The sequence below is a fragment of the Cohaesibacter sp. CAU 1516 genome, from assembly GCF_005771485.1.
Lineage (GTDB): Bacteria > Pseudomonadota > Alphaproteobacteria > Rhizobiales > Cohaesibacteraceae > Cohaesibacter > Cohaesibacter intestini.
The window spans coordinates 1242086-1260448 of record NZ_VANT01000001.1 but is presented as its reverse complement, the minus strand read 5'-3'; the positions used below and the strand labels follow the sequence as shown (position 1 = coordinate 1260448).

The window sequence follows — 18363 nt, the reverse complement described above, 5'->3', positions numbered from 1 at the left end:
ACGCCCCGCCTTGATGATCAAGGCGGGGTTTCTGATCCCGGACGCCCCCCCAAAAAATGCAGGCAATCATCTCGCGAGGAACCCATGACTGGCATCGTAACACTGGAAATTGACTGCCGAGACCAAAACGGCATCCTGCTGGCCCCAACCGGCCTTGACACCCCGCACGAGCGCTGCCTTGGTCTACAGGTAAAGGGGGGTGTTGCCCAATCGGTCATCGAAACCCAAACCGGTCAAGGCCTGCAGCAAATCACCCCGCAAGCAGAAAAGCTTGTCCTGACCTATTCCTATCAGAATGATGACAGCGCCCAGCCCTATCCCGATGCGATTTTCCGTTTCCACAACAGTCGCTTCACCCGAGCGGCCGACGCCCTGTGTGAAGAAGCAAACACCATTGCGCCAGAGCTGACGGGCACGGACCGCATTCAAGCCATTGCCTGCGCCACCGCAGAGCGCTTCACCTATGGCCACCCGCCAGAACGGTTTTACGAAGGCCATGACGAGGTCCCTGCATTGGGATGCGGTGTGACCGAAGGCTCCTGCGTCGACATCAACACCTATTTCATTGCCGCCTTGCGCGCCACTGGCTTTGAAGCGGGCTATGTCACAGGCTATTTCTTCCCCGAAGAAAAGGCTGGTCTCTGCAATGACATGCATTGCTGGGTCATTAGCCGCCATAACGGCGTCTGCCTTGAATGGGACATTGCCCATCACCTGAAAATGGGCCGCAAGGCTATCGAGGCGGGCCTCAACCCCAAGCCCGGCTGTCGCCACGCTGTGGCCCACTCCATGGGATTGGACATACAAGCCCTCGGCATCAAGGACATGAAGCTTATCGCTGAGCCCATTTGGCTGCTGACAGAGGGTCAGCTCTTACCTTCATCTCCAGTTATTTCCAGAGTGGCGCTCTGACGCCCGACAAACAAAAGCCCGGACAAGGCACCATCTCATCCGGGCGTTTCTAAATTTGTCTTGAGGCTTATCACTTGAGGGTTGTGCGGGTGCCAGACGTATAAGCGGTGAAGCCCTTCACGAGTTTGTCCCGATTGCTGCCTTTTGGCCCAATCCACAAGGAGCAATGAAATGCGCGCCCCGCACTGCGAGCGGTCAGTGTCTTGCTATATTTCTTGGAAAACGGTTGGCTAGAATCGCGGATCACAGGTTTGAAATCCAGCTGACCCTTATACGCCAAAACCACCCAGCCGCGATTGTCCTTGTTGGGCACTGTTTTGAAGGACACAACAGGCTTTAGAAACTTCCCGGCCTTGTCTGCATTGGCGCAGGACATGGCGGTTGGGATCTGGTTTGAACGCATGAGTTTCTTGACCTGCTTCATAGTCTTACGATCAGAGTCCATATAGGCGTCCGCAGCAACACTTGTCACAGAAGCCGCAATGAACGAGGCCATCACTCCGGCAAACAAAAGGCGGGTTCCAATTACAGAAACGTTCATAATCCAACTTCCATCTTTCCAAATTGCGATTTTGCAACCCTACAAATACAATTTTCGGTTGTCTCTTGTTGATTTTGCTTATTCTTGATCAATAACTTTACTTACCCACGAAAAAGCGACCATCCCCATACAAAAAGCCCCCGGAAATATCACCTTCCGAGGGCTCTTAAGTTTATGGCCTGCCCGAACCGGGCAGCGTCAAACTCGCCTTATTGTGGCAGTTTGTCGTCGACGCCTTTGACATACCAGTTCATGCCAAGCAGGGTGCCATCATCCAGCACTTCGCCTTCTTTAATGGCCTGAGACCCATCCTGCTTGAAGATCGGGCCGTGGAACGGATGCAGGGTGCCTGCTTTGATGGCAGCAGTGGTTTCTTCAGCCATTTTCACAACATCGTCTGGCAGGTTGGTGAATGGTGCCATATGAACCATTTCCTTGTCGAAACCACCCCAGGTGTCTTCGGCTTTCCAGGTGCCATCCATGGCAGCCTGAACGCGAGACACATAATAGTCTGCCCAATTGTCAACGATCGCGGTGAGCTGGTTCTTTGGAGCGAACTTGATCATGTCGGATGCCTGACCAAAGCCGAGCACATTGCGCTCCGCTGCCACCTGCAAAGGTGCCGCAGAGTCGGTATGCTGGGAGATGATGTCAGCGCCCTGATCAATCAGAGCTTTGGCAGCATCAGCTTCCTTGCCCGGATCGAACCAGCTGTTGACCCAAACAACCTTGACCTTCATGTCAGGATTGACAGACTGCGCACCCAGCAGGAAGGAGTTGATGCCGCGCACCACTTCCGGAATTGGGAAAGAGCCGATATAGCCAACGGTGCCGGATTTGGACATTTTGGCAGCGATCTGACCAATCACGTAGCGGCCTTCATAGAAGCGGGAGCCATAGGTCGCAACGTTCTTGGAGCGCTTGTAACCGGTCGCATGCTCGAACTTCACCTTTGGATATTTCTTTGCAACCTTGATGGTTGGGTTCATGAAACCAAAGGACGTCGTGAAGATCATGTCGTTGCCAGAACGGGCCAGCTTTTCGATCACACGCTCGGCGTCAGGTCCTTCGGAAACATTCTCAACATACGTGGTCTCGACTTTGTCGCCAAAAGCGGCTTCGACAGCGAGACGACCCTGATCGTGCTGGTAGGACCAGCCCATATCACCCACCGGACCAACATAAACAAAGCCAATTTTGACCTTGTCAGCAGCCTGCGCCGCGCCCGCGGCCAGACCCAGAGCAACGGCAGCCGCCGCTACAAAAAGCTTTTTCATTTGAAGCATCCCTCTCATGGTTGCCAGATCCATTGACTGGATCCTTTGCTTGCGATTGCTGCATCCCGAACAGGACCATCCGGAATGCTGTTTGTTGGACTGTCGGCAGCCTTGCGACAGTCAATCATCGATCCGGAACAAAGGCCTGTCCAAGACAGGACGGGGTATTGACCCGCGCAACATTCCGGTTGCGTGAAATAAGTATCAAGGCGGCGATGGTCGCCAGATAAGGCAGCGCAGACAGCAGCTGGGACGGAATGCCCACCCCAAAGCCCTGTGCATGAAACTGCAGGATCGAAACAGCCCCGAACAAATAGGCACCAACCGCAATGCGAACAGGCAGCCAAGAGGCGAAAACAACCAGCGCCAGTGCGATCCAGCCACGCCCGGCCGTCATGTTTTCGATCCACAGATTGGTGTAGACCAGCGACAGATAGGCGCCGGACAGACCTGCACACAAACCACCAAACAGCACCGCACCAAACCGCACCCGAATAACACTATAGCCAAGAGCATGCGCGGAGCCGTGATTTTCACCGACCGCCCGGATGATCAACCCCCAGCGAGTCTTGAACAACAGCCAACTGACACCTGCCACCAAAGCGATGGCGATATAGAAGAGAAGATCCTGCGCAAACAATCCCCTGCCGATGATCGGAAGACTGGACAGAAACGGAATGGCAATCGGTTCGAGTTTGATGCCCGGCGTGCCGACAAAATGCTCCCCAAGCATCCCTGACAGGCCAAGCCCAAGCAGCGTCAACGCCAGACCGGTCGCAACCTGATTGGCCACCAGCCCCAGCGTCAAAAGGCCGAACAGAGCCGCCATGGCGATGCCGCCCGCCATCCCGGCCAGAATACCCAGATAAGGATTGCCCGTTGTTAGCGAGGTCGCAAAGGCACAGACTGCGCCAAGGATCATCATACCCTCAACCCCGAGATTGAGCACACCGGACCGTTCGACCACGAGCTCGCCAATCGCCGCCAACAGCAACGGCGTCGAGGCAGTAACGATCGAGATCAGCAATGCTTCTGCAAATTCCATCAGTGTGCCTCTTTGCTCACGGTCTTTGTGCTGACCAGTTTGATGCGATAGTGGATGAGCGTGTCACAGGCCAGAACATAAAACAGCAAGATGCCCTGAAACGCCTTGGAGGTCTTTTCCGATACGCCCAACTCAACCTGCGCGGCCTCCCCGCCCAGATAGGACAGAGCCAGCAGCAAACCGGCAAAGATGACACCAATCGGGTTCAGACGACCCAAAAAGGCCACGATGATCGCCGTGAAGCCATAGCCCGGTGAAATGGTCGGAATAAGCTGCCCCATCGGTCCAGCCACCTCGAGGATGCCGGCAAGACCCGCCAGAGCGCCAGAGACGACAAAAGCAAAGACTGTCATGCGCTCGCGCGAGAAACCGGCAAAGCTGCCAGCCCGCGGCGTTGCACCCAGAACCTTGATCTCAAACCCTTTCAGCGTGCGGGCAAACAGCACGAAGATGACCCCGGCGGCAATCACCGCGAAAACCGCACCTATATGCATTCGCCCTCCTTCAAACACACTGGGTGTCAGAGCGAAATCATGGAACAGACGGCTTTCGGGGAAGTTGAACCCTTGCGGATCCTTCCATGGACCACGCACCAGATAATCGAGCGCCAGCAGGGCCACATAGGTCAACATCAGGCTGGTCAGGATCTCATTGGCCCCAAAGCGGTTTTTCAACAAAGCCGGCAAATAGCCGAACAGGCCACCCCCCAGTGCCCCCATCGCCATCATCACCGGGAACGTCATGACACTTTGCCAGTCAGGCAGCAGGATCGGCGCAACCGACCCGCAAATAGCCCCAATGGTAAACTGGCCTTCTGCACCAATATTCCAGTTGTTCGACCGGTAGCAAATGGTCAACCCAACGCCAATCAAGATCAGAGGCGACGCCTTGACCACCAGCTCCTGCAGGCTCCAGCTGTCGAGCAGCGGCTCGACAAAATAGACGAACAGGGCCTGGCCGGGATGAAAGCCCAGCAAACCGAACATCACCGCGCCCGTTGCCAAAGTCAGCAGGATCGCCAGCAAAGGCGACAAGAGTGACATCATGTTTGATGCGGCGCGGCGTTTTTGCAATTCAAGACGCATGGGAGCCTCCTTCTTCAGAGGTCTTTTCACTTGAAACGACAGGAATGTCATCCAGATGAGGATCGACCCCATGGACGCCACCCATCAACAGACCGATCCGCTCCAGCGTCATGGTTTCAACCGGTTCGGCTTTTGACAAAGTGCCCTCATTGATCACGGCAATCCGATCGGCCACTTCAAAGATTTCATCAAGATCCTGTGAGATGACCAGCACCGCCGTCCCTGCACGCGCCAGATCAAGCAATGACTGTCGGATCAAGGATGCCGCTCCCGCATCAACACCCCATGTTGGCTGGGAAACCACCAGCACGCTCGGCCCCCGGTCGATTTCGCGGCCAACCACGAATTTTTGCAAATTGCCACCGGACAAGCTGCCCGCATGCGGGTCTGGCTCGCCCTTGCGAACATCAAAGGTCTCGGAAATACGGTGACCAATCTTGCCCGCTCTGGTTCGCTTGATGAAGACACCATTGCGTGTCAGCGGCTTGTCCGACCCGTGACGGGTCAGCAGCACATTCTCTGACAGGGATAGACCGGGAACTGCGGCGTGGCCCAGCCGCTCTTCAGGTACAAAGGCGGCGCCTAGATTGCGCCGCGCCGTCACGCCCTTGTGACCGACTGCTGCGTCATTGATCAAAACCGCGTCGGCTGCGCTGTCGCGTTCACCGGAAATGGCATCGAACAATTCAGACTGACCATTGCCCGCGACACCGGCAATCGCCACCACTTCACCACCCCGAACCTCGAGAAAAATGCGTTTCAGCTCGATGGAAAATGGCCCTTCGGGCAGCAGATCCAGATTGTCGAGACGCAGACGTACCGGCGCATCTGTCAGATCCGGTTTGTCGCGCAGCACTGGCTTGACGCTTGTCCCGACCATCAGGGTCGCCAACGATGAGGCCGTCTCTTCCGAAGGGGTGCAATGGGCCACCAGCTTGCCATGGCGCAAAATGGTAGCTGTGTCACACATCCGCTTCACTTCCTCTAGCCGATGACTGATATAAAGGATCGAGCGCCCTTCCTTGGCCAACCGGTCAAGGGTTTCAAACAGCAACTCCGCTTCCTGCGGTGTCAAAACCGAGGTCGGCTCATCCATGATGATCAGCTGCGGATTCTGCAACAGACAACGCACAATCTCGATCCGCTGGCGCTCACCAACCGAAAGATCTGCAACCAGATTGTGTGGCTTCAGCGGCAGACCATATTCGATGCTGACCTGTTCAACCCGCTTGGCAAGCGCTCCCATTTTCTGCCCCTTGGGCAGAGCAAGCGCGATATTCTCAACCACGGTCAAGCTGTCAAAAAGAGAAAAGTGCTGGAAAACCATACCGATACCCAGCTTGCGAGCATGGGCCGGATCGGACAGGCGCACAGCCTCACCCTTCCAGTAGATCTCTCCCGCTGTCGGCTCAAGCGAGCCATAGAGCATCTTTACCAGCGTGGATTTGCCTGCACCATTTTCACCCAGCAAAGCGTGGATTTCACCGGGCTGAACCAGAAGGTCAACGGAATCATTCGCCAACAATGTGCCAAATGCCTTGGTAAGACCCTTGGCTTGAAGTAAGGGGACGGCCGTCATGTTTGCCTGTCTTCATGAAATTCTTGAGGGGGGACATGGCCACCAAGACAAAGAGATTGACGAAGCAATCCACTGCCCGGTTTTGGGTCCCGATCCATGGCAAACCGGACATAAAGCATCGATCCGATCACCGCCAAATTCCTGTCCATGTTTAAGTGACATTCCTCTGACAATCTATACGGAAGTCATAGGAACCTGCAAAATTGTTGCCGTTTTTCAGCAGAAATTAGAGAGTTATTCAGGCAACCAACAGCAGTGTGCACATATCGTGATCGATGTCTATTTGAGTGATAACCAAAAGAGACTGAAAGATTTTCAGGAGATTCATGAAAATCGAGTCAGTCTGATAAAAGCCTTTTGAAAATAGGGACTTGTACTTATTGCACAAAAAACGACATCACTGACGCAATAAAACAGCTACGACGCAAAAAAGCGGACCAGCCCCTCTGATCCGCTTGCAACAGTGATTTGAGTGCATCAGAAACCGGATGCGACCCGTCAGCCATTGAACAGATCGGCAAAGAATTGTCGCGCATGCGCCAAAAACATTGCTGGCGCCAGTTTCAATTGCCGTTGCTGATGGGTGACAATCGACAGGGTATTATGCTGCAATTGCTCATCGGTCAGGGGCACGAACTGCAGGTCAGAATGATCCAGATTGTCCTTGAGACCAATACGCGTCTGGAAACAGATACCAAGCCCCCGCGCTGTCAATCGCCGCATCATTTGCAGGGTGCTGACTTCGGCAAAGACCGAAGCATCCTTGTCCGACTCCGCCAGCAGGCGATCAAGCGCAGTGCGCAAGGAGAGGCCTTTGGATGGCAGGATGATCGGATAATCGAGGCAATCGGCAAAAGCACAGGCACTGCGATTAACCAATGGATGATCACGCGTAGCCACAGCGCCAATCTCGAACGGATGAGAATAGTTGACCGCCAACAGATCATCATCTGGCGGATCAAAGGTGAACCCGATATCGGCATCAGAATCTGTTACCAGACGGGCGATCTTGTCCGAATGGGTTACTGTGATCCGCAACTGGATGTCCGGATAGCTCTTGCCGAATGAAGCGGCCAAATCGGACAGCAACTCGGTTGCCACGCTCTCCACGCTGGCAATTCGAACAATCCCGCGCTTCAAGCCCTTGAGCGCATCAAGCTCTGATGTCGTCTGCTCAAAATCCCGCAACACGTGCGTCACATGGCGCAACAGGATGTCTCCCGCAGGCGACAATTGCAATCGGCGCCCGACACGCTCGAACAGCGGCACACCGAGGCTTTCTTCCAGCCAGAGGATTTGTCGATTGACCGCCGAGGAGGCAACATTCAGTTCACGGCTGGCGGCCCGAATGGCCCCATGTTCGGCAACAGCCGCAAAGTACCGCATGGCGGGGGAATAAAGAAGACGTGCGCGATCCAGGGGTCTGCTCCACAAATTTGGGCTCGACCATGCTTGAAGACAATCCCGGCGAAAAGTCACATTGCCGTCAAACGCAGTCGGTCAGGATGAAAACGCAGTTTTTCGGACTGAAGTCCTTGAAATTGCTCTTAGCCAAGAGTGGCACATTCGGAACGGTGAAACAAGATTTGCGCGATGGATTTGGGCCAGACCCGCCCAAAGAGACAGATTTTTTGCGCACTTTTTTTGCATCAATCAGGAAAATCAGAGGCGATTTAGCGAACAATGCATCTGCTCCACATCGCATCAAGCCCGTTCTGCATCCGCTTCGGCCGCTTTGAGCCGCGCCAACTTGCGGCGACGGCTGGCGTCGAGCGCGATGATGTTGAGGATTTCGACCAGAACGGAAAAGCCCATCATCGCGTAAATGTAGCCCTTCGGCACATGGAAACCGATGCCATCACCGACCAACGCAAAGCCAATCAGCATCAGGAAAGAAAGAGCCAGCATCTTGGTGGTTTGATGCTTTTCGATGAAACGGGCAATAGGCCCGGAGGCCGCATACATGACCACCATCGCAATCACCATCGCCGCAATCATCACCTCGACATGCTCAGCCATGCCGATGGCCGTCACGATGGAATCAATGGAGAAAACCAGATCGATAACGATAATCTGGGCAATCGCCGCTCCAAACACATATTCCGCAGCGCCTGTGCGGATTTTTGTTTCATCCTCGTCGGTAAATTCCAGTTCCAGATGGATCTCCGCCATAGCCTTGTAAATCAGGAACAGCCCCCCGACGATCATGATCAGGTCGCGCCAGGAAAACCCGTGATCGAACAAGGTGAAGACTGGTTTGGTCAGCCCGATCAGCCACGTCAACGCAAACAGCAAAGCGATCCGGAAAACCAGCGCCAGCAGAATCCCAATCGCCCGAGCACGATTGGCCATCTGCGCAGGTAGCTTGCTCACCAGCACCGAAATGAACACCACATTATCGATACCAAGTACGATTTCCATCGCGGTCAGTGTCAAAAGACTGGCCAGAATGGTCGGATCCATCAGATCAGGAAACATAGCGAGCCCCTCGTTAGGCATGATGGTGTGTCAGGGACGCAGCAACATTGTCAGGCTCAACGCATTCACGGCGCCTCAGGTCCGAATTTTGTTGCGGCGATAGTGCAGGAATGCACCAATGGCGAAGAAATAAAGGCCTGTTGTGGTCAAGACAATCTGATCAAGCTGGTTGACCTGCATATCATTGAGAATGACACGCAATGCAAAGACGGACCATATGGCAACAGCGGCCAACGTGAAGGGTCGGAATTCCTTGACCCGCACCGGGTGAATGAATTCCACCGGTACAAATTGAGCGATCGCCAGAAACAGCACCATCCCCATCCCCAACACTGGCCCGGGCGTCCAGAGGAACAAGTAGAACAAAGCACCGTTCCACACGGCAGGGAAACCGCGAAACGCTTTGGATTCGGTCTTCATCCGATCATCGGCAAAATAGAGCCCGCCAGTCACGATGATAACACTCGCCGCGATCAAATCGAGCGGCTGAGGCAACAGATCGGCCCGCGCCAGCGCAAAAGCGGGAATGAATACATAAGTGGCATAATCGATCACGAAATCGAGACTGTCGCCACTCCAGTTGGGCAAGGTCTCGATCACCTTGAACCGCCGGGCCAGCGGACCATCCACCCCATCAACCAACTGCGCAACAAACAGCCAGAAGAACATGTCCATCCACTCTCTGTCGGCGGCCGCAACCAGCGCCAACAAAGCAAAGATCCCGCCGGATGCGGTGAGGATATGGATCATAAAGGCTAGAAATTTGTTCATTTGTCTTGCTTCTTATATCGAACCGAGCGCTGCAGGCGATCTGTCCAGATCCACCATCAACACCTTGCCACAGACCGGATGGTCATGAGTTCAGCTTGTCGAGCTGATTTGAAACGCGCCTAGAGCCCCAAAATCGTACGCCCGGCAGGCGAGATCGAAAGAACCATCAGACCCCATACAATCAGGAAGATTCCAATCCCGCGCGTCACCCACGGATTGGGAACAACCTTTTCAATACCCATCAGGAAGCCCAGAATGGCCATCCAGATGATATTCATCACGCCGACAGCAAACATCACCACCATCAGCGCCCATGTGCACCCGGTGCAGAACAGGCCCTGCTCCAGTCCCATCACATAGGATCCGGCGCGCGTTCGGAAGAATCCGCTCTCGCTCCGTCGATTGAAATAGGGAAATGGCAGTTGACAGCGCAGAAGGCAAGCCTGTTTTGCTGTGGTGAACTGATAAAAGCCTGCCAAAAGCAACGTTGAGGCAGAAAAAACCATCGACGCAGGCGCCATCACCGGCGACATGGTCTGAATCTCGGTCAGACCCCACTGGGCCAAGGTGGCGACCAGTGCAAAGCCGACCCAGATGGTCAAATAGCCAAGCGCCAGCATCAGGATCGAGAAGAACCCGGCCTTACGTCCCTTGCCTTCCTCGACAGCGGCATAGCTTTTGAGAATCGGTGCGGCCGTGGGCAACATCATGGCGACCGCCATCATGACCCACATGGCGAAGACGATTGAGAGATCCTCAAAACCCCATGCCCCCTGCCCCGGCATGCCGAAATGGCCAATCGCTGCCGAGGGAGCACAGACAGCTGCAATGAAAGCGCGGGTTGTGGCATCAAGGCTTTCAAAGCCGTTAAACACATTGAAAGCCGACATGCCCGGCCCCAGCGCTCGCATATCCATGTCGGGTGCCATGTCCACCACCATCGCGAACAGATAGAACCAGGCAAAAAGAGAGGCAATCGCGATGGCCACAAACAACAGGATGCGTGGCTTGGTTTCCGCAGCTGCCAGCTCGGGATGCTCTGCCCTAAAGCGCCGCATTTGCTCATGCAATTGCCGCGAACTGCTGGTATCGAAAAATGCACTGAGAAAACTCATCTTGGTCCAAAGTCCGTGCGTAGGAATGGTGAGGCGCACGGGTTGGATCCGGGCCTTGGTGGGATCAGAAGTAACCCATATATCAAGCCTTGTCATGCGCTATTCTGTCACAAGTCCAACCTTGTCGACGGATGGAATAAGGCCTATTGAGGGGTGGAAGTGGAACCAAGAGCAGGGTAAGAGCATGTCTAGGGCGATAAGTCTTTGACGTCAAACAGGTTGAGGTAGGGAATGCAGGATCAGAATGTGGTCAAAAAGATCGATGTTGCCGTGGTGGGCAGTGGCCCGGCTGGCCATGTTGCGGCCATTCAAATGGCAAAATTCGGCCTCAGCACCGTTCTGATCGGCCCAGCGCACAGTGGTACCGATGGTCGCACCACGGCCCTGCTTGGCAGCTCGGTTTCTTACCTTGAGCGCCTGGGGCTGTGGCAAGCGGTAAAGGCCGAAGGACAAGCCCTACGCGTCATGCGGTTGATCGATGATACAGGCCGTCTGTTGCGTGCCCCAACCACCGAATTTGACAGCTCGGAAATCAGTCTTGAGGCCTTCGGCTATAACATCGACAACAACAAGCTGGTCGCCGCCTTGCATGCCGGTTTGGATGGCACACAGGACAATCTCATCGAAGATCAGCAATTTGCATCTTCTGTTTCTCTGGACGAAGACAAGGCCAGCATCACCATGCAAGATGGCACCATATGGCAGGCCAAGCTGGCGATCGCCGCGGATGGCCGCCAGTCGCTGGTCAAGGCAGCCGCGAACATCGAGATGCGCAAATGGTCCTATCCGCAAGCTGCTTTTGTGCTCAATTTGCGGCATGGCTCAACCCCGCACAACAACACATCAACCGAGTTTCACACCAAGACGGGCCCCTTCACTTTGGTGCCCTATCAGGATGCCTACACATCCAGCCTCGTTTGCGTGGTCACCCCGGAAACAGCAGCAGAGTTGAAGGCAATGAGCCACGAGACGCTGGCATTGGAGTTGGAACGCCGCGCCCATTCCATTTATGGCGCGTTTGAAATCCTGACCGAGCCTCAGGTCTTCCCTTTGGCCGGCATGGTTGCCAAGGGCTTTTGCGGCCCCCGTGCAGCGCTGATTGCCGAAAGTGCCCATGTCTTCCCGCCCATCGGCGCTCAGGGACTCAATCTCAGCCTGCGCGATATCGAAGCATTGGCCGATGCCATTGAAGATCAGGGTACCACGGGCTTGCAGGATCCCGGCAACGACAAGCTGCTCGCTGCCTATGATCGCTCACGCCGTGCCGACATTTGGTCGCGCACCGCTGGCGTCCACATGCTCAATATGTCGCTGTTATCCGCGCTGCCCTTTGGTCAGGGCGCCCGCACTGCCGGTCTTGCGTTGGCCAATATGGTGCCATCCTTCCGCCGCTTCATGATGAAGGCAGGTCTAGACGCCCCCAGCCGCATCGGCTCGGTCGGTGGCCCGGCAAATGACTAAAGCTGCCAATCAGAAGGGCAACACATTCTGCGTGATGAGATAGAGAAAGAAGGTCACAGTCACCACTGAGACAAGCGTGCCGATCATCACCGTACTGGACGCCCGCTCGACATAGACATCATATTGCTGGGCAACGATGAAGACATTGGCGGCAGGCGGCAGGCAAGCCATCAGGATCGCCGTCTTGATCCAGACCTCCGGCACGGTGCCCAGAAAGCCCAGCAGCAAGAACAACAACACCGGATGCAGCACCAGCTTGATCGGCAGCAAAACCGACAGCTCCCCCGGAATCCGTCGCACCTGCCGCAAGGCAACCGCCACCCCCATTGCAAACAGAGCGCAAGGGGCCGCCGCGCCGGACAGGATCCGCAGCATTTCAGCAATCCAGCCGGGTGGCTCAAAATGAATGGCGGCGGCCAGAACACCCAGAATGGTTGCAATGATGAAGGGATGCAAAAACACCTTCTTGACGACATAGAGCGTCAATTCGCGGCCACTTTTCTCATCCGTTCCACTCAAGGCCATGAAAATCGGGATCAGGGTGAAGAGCAACAGCGAGTCGAAACAGAAAATCAGTGCCGTGGGCACCGTCGCCGCCGGCCCCAGCGCAGCCAGTGTCAGCCCCGGCCCCATATAGCCGATATTGGAATAACTGCCGGCCAACCCCTGAATGGTGGCCTCCGCCATATTGCCCTTGGTCTTCCACAAACCGAACACGAAGGCCAGAGTGAAGACGATATAGGTCGTCACCGTGGTCGCCACCACAAAGCTCCAATTGGTCAATTCTTCCAATGGCGTCTGGGAGACAAGCCGAAAGAACAAAGCTGGCAAGGCAATATAGACGACAAAGAAGTTCAGCCACGCTAACCCACCCTCTGGCAATCTGGTGATCTTGCCAGACAAAAAGCCCAGAAAGATCAGACCGAAGAAGGGCAAGGCCAAGGTGAACAGGTCGCTCATGGATAACTCGTTTGGGATGTGGCGCTGCAGCGCAGGAGGCGGAAGGATGCTCAAAGCAGGACTAAGTGTGTATCCCTAGCCTTTCAAACTTGCAAACCAAAATCAATGGCTCGCTCGAGACAGTCCTCTGCCTGCTGCTCAGCTATTGTCTGGCAGTTGTCCATCAGTCTTATTGCGTTGCAGCAAAAATTGCGCTGCTAATAGAGCAACGAATGCGCCGCACAATGACGGGTCACGCCCATGGGCCTTCCATGACCGCCCTGCCATGTCGAGCGCCTCAGGGAGGATAACAGCATGAAAACACCATCAGCCTTTTACAAGCCACTGGCCATAGGCGCGCCGACCCCGTTTCGCGAAAAACCGGTCCGCGTCGAGCGGATGATCCACTTTGTCCCACCGCATATCGAAAAGATGCGAGCCAAGGTGCCAGACCTGATCGCCAAGGTCGATGTGGTGTTGGGCAATCTCGAAGATGCCATCCCCGCAGATATGAAGGAAGCCGCCCGTGCAGGCTTCATCCAGATGGCCCAAGACAACGAGTTTGGCGAGACCGGTCTATGGACCCGCGTCAATTGCCTCAACTCCCCGTGGCTGCTTGACGATATCACCGAAATTGTCTCAGCGGTTGGCAACAAGCTCGACGTGATCATGCTTCCCAAGGTCGAAGGTCCCTGGGACATCCATTATCTTGACCAGTTGCTGGCCCAGCTGGAAGCCAAACACGGCATCGACAAGCCAATCTTGATCCACGCCATTTTGGAGACCGCGGAAGGCGTCAACAATGTCGAGGCCATTTGTGCCGCCTCCCCGCGCATGCATGGCATTTCGCTGGGACCGGCCGATCTGGCGGCCTCGCGCGGCATGAAGACCACTCGCGTCGGTGGCGGACATCCGGGCTATCGGGTATTGGCCGATCCGGTAGAGGGACAGACCCGCGCCATCTATCAGCAGGATCTCTGGCACTATACCATGGCAAAGATGGTTGATGCCTGCATGGCCCATGGATTGAAAGCCTTTTACGGCCCCTTTGGCGATTTCTCTGATCCTGAAGCCTGTGAAGCCCAGTTCCAGAACAGCTTCCTTTTGGGCTGCATGGGAACATGGTCTTTGCATCCAACCCAGATCGACATTGCCAAACGGGTTTTCAGCCCAGAGGTGGATGAAGTCAAAATGGCCCTGCGCATTCTGGAAGCCATGCCGGATGGCACCGGAGCGGTGATGATCGACGGCAAAATGCAGGATGACGCCACCTGGAAACAAGCCAAAGTGATCGTCGATCTCGCTCGACAGGTCGCCACCAAAGACCCGGAAATGGCCGACGCATATGGTCTGAGCTGACAGGTCCCCCGAAAGCCACAAGCCATTGCATTCAGGCGCTTTGGCCTGTGGCTTGCCCGGCTCAGACCCGGCCATGCCCGTTCACGAAACGGTACAAGTCCGCCATCTGTGAAATGTCACTTGACTTCACCTCTATGATCTAGTCTTTTCTGCGCTCCTGCCCGCAGCCTGATTTCCTGCATTCAATCATTGGAACTGATCAGTGTTTGTGTGGTAGGCTGAGAGCAGCCCGAATATATGGCTGCCAGCATGGTCCCCCCCGAGATGCCCGGCATCAACAGACCGACATTGACCGGGATGAAACCATGCTGTCGCAAGCAACAAGCATTGCTTCTCCACCAGCAAGGGAAGACAATGCCTTTCAAGAGGGTAGCGGAGCCTGAAGACATGCCAGAAATGAAAATCGCCAAATTTCAGATTGGTCAGGTTGTGCGCCACCGTGTTTATTCCTTCCGTGGCGTGATTTTTGATGTCGACCCTGAATTCGCCAATTCAGACGAATGGTATGACGCGATCCCCGAGGATGTGAGACCGCGCAAGGACCAGCCTTTCTATCATCTGTTTGCCGAGAATGAAGACACAGAATATGTGGCTTATGTTTCCGAGCAGAATCTGCTGGAAGACAAGAGCGGAGAACCGGTACGCCATCCGCAAGTGCGCCAGCTATTCAAAGGCATGAAAGAAGGCATCTATCAGCCTGAAGATGACCTTGTGAACTAATAGCCAATCAAGTTTGATCAATAAAAAAGCCGCGCTCCCATCTTGGAAGCGCGGCTTTTTTGGTATGGCAAGATGGCCGACCGGTGTGTCAGCCAACCGACGAAGGACGGCTTAGTTACCTTCGGCCTTGTTTTTCTGCTCGAGCAGCTTCTGACGCTGTTCTTCTGCACGCTTGCGCAGCAGTTCCTGAAGCTTTTCCTGCTCCTGAGCGGTTTTGCGAACGTCGATCGGATCACCATCGTAGCTCTTGGTGAAGCCGGTCAGCGTCAGTTCAAACCGTACAGGCTGGGCCTGCTGGTTGAGAGCGGTCACGACGATCTGCGCACCTTTCTTCATGGAATCGATGAAGGTGTCATCCACCGCCATGTCAGAGAAGCAGGCATTGGGGAAACAGATGGAGAATGTGCTCTTGAGCTGCTTGCCCTTGTCGATCTGCACCGTCAGGCCATGACGCAGCAGCATGCCGGGGGTCAGAGCGACCACCAGAGCCTTGCGTTTGGCGCCTTCAAGTTCGCGCACAGAGACAGAAGCCAGAAACTGACCGGTTTCAGCCTTCATTTCCTGGGTGATGGCACAGAGCTGCTTCTTGCTCTTGGGATCTTCGTTACAGAATTTCAACCAATTTTGCTGTGCAAGAGCTTCGGCGTCGATTTCCTGCGCCTGAGCATTGGTGCCCGGCGCGGCAAGGGCAACCAGCGCCAGAAAAGCGGCGGTTGTAACTGGCTTGATCCATTTCGAAGCCTTGTCAATCATGAGCATGAAAGAGAATCCCGATATTTATAATTCAGTGTTCGCAGGAAGGCATTTCCCGGTTCTGGTTTCAGTCGTCGTACTCTGTCAGGTCGCTGCCCGCACATCAATCTGCGCAAATCCACTTTGGACGCGCTCTTGAACGCAAGCCAACTCCACAACAGCCCCGAATCCCGTGTCAGCCTCTTCATTCACAACGAATTAGGCAGAATAGTGACTGTCGTACTTCTTCTACAGGGTCAAATGCAAAATTTCCAGTAGGCTGAACTCGTATGTGGCCGTTTTCCCGCCCGTGTTAGATAATAGGGTCTGATTTGATTCCTGCCTGCCCTAACGCCAATGGCATCCTCGCTGAACACCATTGGCCTTGAACTGCCCATTAGGAGCTTCATATGCCGATGACGAGTCCGCCCCGCTTTGCCAATGGATCCGACAAACTTGGTCGTCAGCTCCGTCAGCTCTGGCAGACAGGCGTCCTGACGCTTGGACTGATACTGACGTCAGGTCCGGTGCTTGATAGTGTGGCGCATGCTGAACCGACCCATGGCATCGCCATGCATGGTACACCAAAATATCCAGCCGACTTTGCCCACTTCGACTATGTCAACCCGGACGCTCCCAAAGGTGGCCGCATCCGGTATGGCCTTAATGGCAGTTTTGACAGCCTCAATCCCTTTCTTCTGAAAGGGGTGGCCCCACGCGGATTGTGGGATGTCGATTATGGTCTCAATGTTTATGAGCCCCTGCTCGCTCGCAGCGACGATGAAGCATTCTCCCTCTATGGCCTGATCGCTGAATGGGTCGACATGCCTGAGGACCGCTCCTCAATCACCTTCAAGCTCCGCGATGAAGCCAAATTCTCAGACGGCCATCAGATTGATGTCGAGGATGTCAAATTCACTGTCGCGTTGCTGCGCGACCATGGACGCCCGGCCTACAAGAGCCGCATCACCCGCATCATGGCCATCGAAGAGCCCGGCGAACGCCAAATTCGCTTTGTCTTTGAAGATGGCTCCGACCGTGAGTTGCCTTTGTTGATCGGCATGCTGCCTGTCCTGCCAAGCCACGCCATCAAGACCGAGGATTTCTCAAAATCTGGCATGTATCGCTTCGTGGGTTCCGGGCCATATCTGATCGATGATGTTGATCCGGGCACCCGTCTCACACTGACGCGGAACCCCGATTACTGGGCAAAGGACCTGCCGATCAAGGTGGGGCAGAATAATTTCGATACCATTGAAATAGAATATTTCCGCGACAATACCGCCATGTTCGAGGCCTTCAAGAAAGGGGCCTTTGACCTGTTGCCCGAAAGCGATCCGGCCCGCTGGGCCAATCAATATGATTTCAACGCAGCAAAGGACGGCCGCGTTGAAAAGCTGACCCTGCAATCCGGTCTCCCCAAGGGAATGTCGGGGTTTGTTTTCAACACACGCAAACCGGTTTTTGCCGACCGGACCGTTCGCCGCACTCTTGCCACCCTGTTCGACTTCAACTGGGTGAACAAAAATCTCTATCATGACCTGTTCACCCGCACCGCTGGATATTTTCAGAATTCCAGCCTGTCGTCCCTTGGCCAGCCGATGAGCGAAGCCGAGAAAACGTTGCTGGCACCTTATCTGGACGGCATCGACAAAGAGATCCTTGAGGGTACATATGAGCCGGTTTCCGCTGCTGACGCCCGCGACATGCGTAAAGTGATGCGACGGGCCATCAAGGATCTGGCTGCAGCAGGATACGGCCTCAAGGGTGCGGTCATGACCCATCTGGAAAGCGGCCGCCCGCTGGCCTTTGAGTTTTTGGCCACCAGCAAGGAACAAGAACGGCTAGCCCTGTCCTATGCCCGTATCCTTGAAAAAATCGGCATTACGATGTCCGTCCGGGTGGTGGATTCAGCGCAATATTGGGAACGACGCAAGGTGATGGATTTCGACACGATGAAAATGTCCTGGAGCGCATCGCTGTCTCCGGGGAATGAGCAACAGGCCCGCTGGCATTCCTCCCAACGCGACAAGGATGGCTGGTTCAATCAGGCCGGTGCCGCCGATCCTGCCATTGACGCGATGATCGACGCTCTGCTCGCCGCCCGTACGCAAGAGGATTTTACCGCCGCCGTCCGCGCCTTTGATCGTGTCCTGATCAACGGCTATTATGTGGTGCCAATGTTCCATAAAAGCGACCAGTGGCTTGGACTTTGGAAACGCATTGCCATGCCCGGAGACGACGCAAAGGGACGCCCGCTCGCAGGCTATCGACCCACCACTTTCTGGTATCGCGGCGAATGACACGATCAGCATTGTTCCGAACTCCACCAAGATCGCAACAAGGGGC

The 18363-nt window shown here is 55.0% G+C and carries 17 protein-coding genes; 6 read left to right on the top strand and 11 right to left on the bottom strand.

Annotated features, from left to right (window positions below):
• The first annotated feature begins 84 nt into the window (after positions 1 to 84).
• Positions 85 to 912, top strand: a complete 828-nt coding sequence (locus tag FDK21_RS05750) for a transglutaminase-like domain-containing protein (RefSeq protein WP_138147761.1) — start codon at positions 85 to 87, stop codon at positions 910 to 912.
• 70 nt (positions 913 to 982) lie between these two features.
• On the opposite strand, the gene FDK21_RS05745 is transcribed toward FDK21_RS05750, so the two are convergent.
• The 5 genes from FDK21_RS05745 to FDK21_RS05725 all read right to left on the bottom strand — a co-directional run bounded on the left by FDK21_RS05745 (position 983) and on the right by FDK21_RS05725 (position 6439).
• Positions 983 to 1453, bottom strand: a complete 471-nt coding sequence (locus FDK21_RS05745; RefSeq protein WP_138147760.1) for a hypothetical protein — start codon at positions 1451 to 1453, stop codon at positions 983 to 985.
• 209 nt (positions 1454 to 1662) lie between these two features.
• On the bottom strand, positions 1663 to 2730 hold the full coding sequence (locus FDK21_RS05740) for a BMP family ABC transporter substrate-binding protein (RefSeq protein WP_138147759.1): 1068 nt from the start codon (positions 2728 to 2730) through the stop codon (positions 1663 to 1665).
• 124 nt (positions 2731 to 2854) lie between these two features.
• Positions 2855 to 3775, bottom strand: coding sequence for an ABC transporter permease (locus FDK21_RS05735; protein ID WP_114008734.1), 921 nt, complete (start codon positions 3773 to 3775; stop codon positions 2855 to 2857).
• Positions 3775 to 4860, bottom strand: a complete 1086-nt coding sequence (locus FDK21_RS05730; RefSeq protein ID WP_114008735.1) for an ABC transporter permease — start codon at positions 4858 to 4860, stop codon at positions 3775 to 3777. Before FDK21_RS05730 ends, FDK21_RS05735 begins: the two co-directional genes overlap by 1 nt.
• Positions 4850 to 6439 carry an ABC transporter ATP-binding protein gene (locus FDK21_RS05725; protein WP_138147758.1) on the bottom strand — a complete coding sequence of 530 codons (1590 nt, stop codon included), beginning with the start codon at positions 6437 to 6439 and terminating at the stop codon, positions 4850 to 4852. Before FDK21_RS05725 ends, FDK21_RS05730 begins: the two co-directional genes overlap by 11 nt.
• Between FDK21_RS05725 and FDK21_RS05720 the strand changes: the two genes are divergently transcribed.
• Positions 6438 to 6800, top strand: a complete 363-nt coding sequence (locus FDK21_RS05720) for a hypothetical protein (RefSeq protein WP_138147757.1) — start codon at positions 6438 to 6440, stop codon at positions 6798 to 6800. The two genes, FDK21_RS05725 and FDK21_RS05720, sit on opposite strands and share 2 nt — an antisense overlap.
• A gap of 137 nt (positions 6801 to 6937) precedes the next feature.
• Here the strand turns inward: FDK21_RS05720 and FDK21_RS05715 are convergent, their stop codons facing one another.
• The 4 genes from FDK21_RS05715 to FDK21_RS05700 form a co-directional block, all read right to left on the bottom strand.
• Positions 6938 to 7873: a LysR family transcriptional regulator gene (locus tag FDK21_RS05715; protein ID WP_198662853.1), complete on the bottom strand. Its 936-nt coding sequence runs from the start codon at positions 7871 to 7873 to the stop codon at positions 6938 to 6940.
• A 270-nt stretch (positions 7874 to 8143) separates the two neighbouring features.
• On the bottom strand, positions 8144 to 8917 hold the full coding sequence (locus FDK21_RS05710; protein ID WP_114008738.1) for a TerC family protein: 774 nt from the start codon (positions 8915 to 8917) through the stop codon (positions 8144 to 8146).
• A 75-nt stretch (positions 8918 to 8992) separates the two neighbouring features.
• Positions 8993 to 9688: a CDP-alcohol phosphatidyltransferase family protein gene (locus tag FDK21_RS05705; protein ID WP_114008739.1), complete on the bottom strand. Its 696-nt coding sequence runs from the start codon at positions 9686 to 9688 to the stop codon at positions 8993 to 8995.
• A gap of 119 nt (positions 9689 to 9807) precedes the next feature.
• Positions 9808 to 10803, bottom strand: coding sequence for a DUF2182 domain-containing protein (locus FDK21_RS05700; RefSeq protein WP_210238677.1), 996 nt, complete (start codon positions 10801 to 10803; stop codon positions 9808 to 9810).
• A 231-nt stretch (positions 10804 to 11034) separates the two neighbouring features.
• Between FDK21_RS05700 and FDK21_RS05695 the strand changes: the two genes are divergently transcribed.
• The gene (locus FDK21_RS05695; RefSeq protein WP_138147756.1) at positions 11035 to 12264 is read left to right on the top strand and encodes a UbiH/UbiF family hydroxylase; all 1230 of its coding nucleotides are present in this window, start codon (positions 11035 to 11037) and stop codon (positions 12262 to 12264) included.
• A 9-nt stretch (positions 12265 to 12273) separates the two neighbouring features.
• Here FDK21_RS05695 and FDK21_RS05690 read toward each other — a convergent pair whose 3' ends face one another.
• Positions 12274 to 13224 (bottom strand): AEC family transporter, encoded by a 951-nt coding sequence (locus FDK21_RS05690; protein WP_114008741.1) that lies wholly within the window; start codon positions 13222 to 13224, stop codon positions 12274 to 12276.
• 294 nt (positions 13225 to 13518) lie between these two features.
• On the opposite strand from FDK21_RS05690, the gene FDK21_RS05685 reads away from it, so the two are divergent.
• Together FDK21_RS05685 and hspQ are read left to right on the top strand one after the other, a co-directional pair.
• A complete protein-coding gene (locus FDK21_RS05685; protein WP_138147755.1) occupies positions 13519 to 14562 on the top strand; it encodes a CoA ester lyase in 1044 nt (347 codons plus the stop codon).
• Positions 14563 to 14958: 396 nt separating this feature from the next.
• Entirely contained in the window at positions 14959 to 15282 is a 324-nt protein-coding gene (gene hspQ / locus FDK21_RS05680) for a heat shock protein HspQ (RefSeq protein ID WP_114009620.1), read from the top strand.
• Positions 15283 to 15393: 111 nt separating this feature from the next.
• Here the strand turns inward: hspQ and FDK21_RS05675 are convergent, their stop codons facing one another.
• Complete coding sequence (locus FDK21_RS05675; protein ID WP_114008743.1) at positions 15394 to 16041, bottom strand: invasion associated locus B family protein; 648 nt, start codon at positions 16039 to 16041, stop codon at positions 15394 to 15396.
• Positions 16042 to 16424: 383 nt separating this feature from the next.
• Here FDK21_RS05675 and FDK21_RS05670 point away from each other — a divergent pair, with 383 nt between their 5' ends.
• Positions 16425 to 18317: an extracellular solute-binding protein gene (locus FDK21_RS05670; RefSeq protein ID WP_246657490.1), complete on the top strand. Its 1893-nt coding sequence runs from the start codon at positions 16425 to 16427 to the stop codon at positions 18315 to 18317.
• The last annotated feature ends 46 nt before the right edge of the window (positions 18318 to 18363 follow it).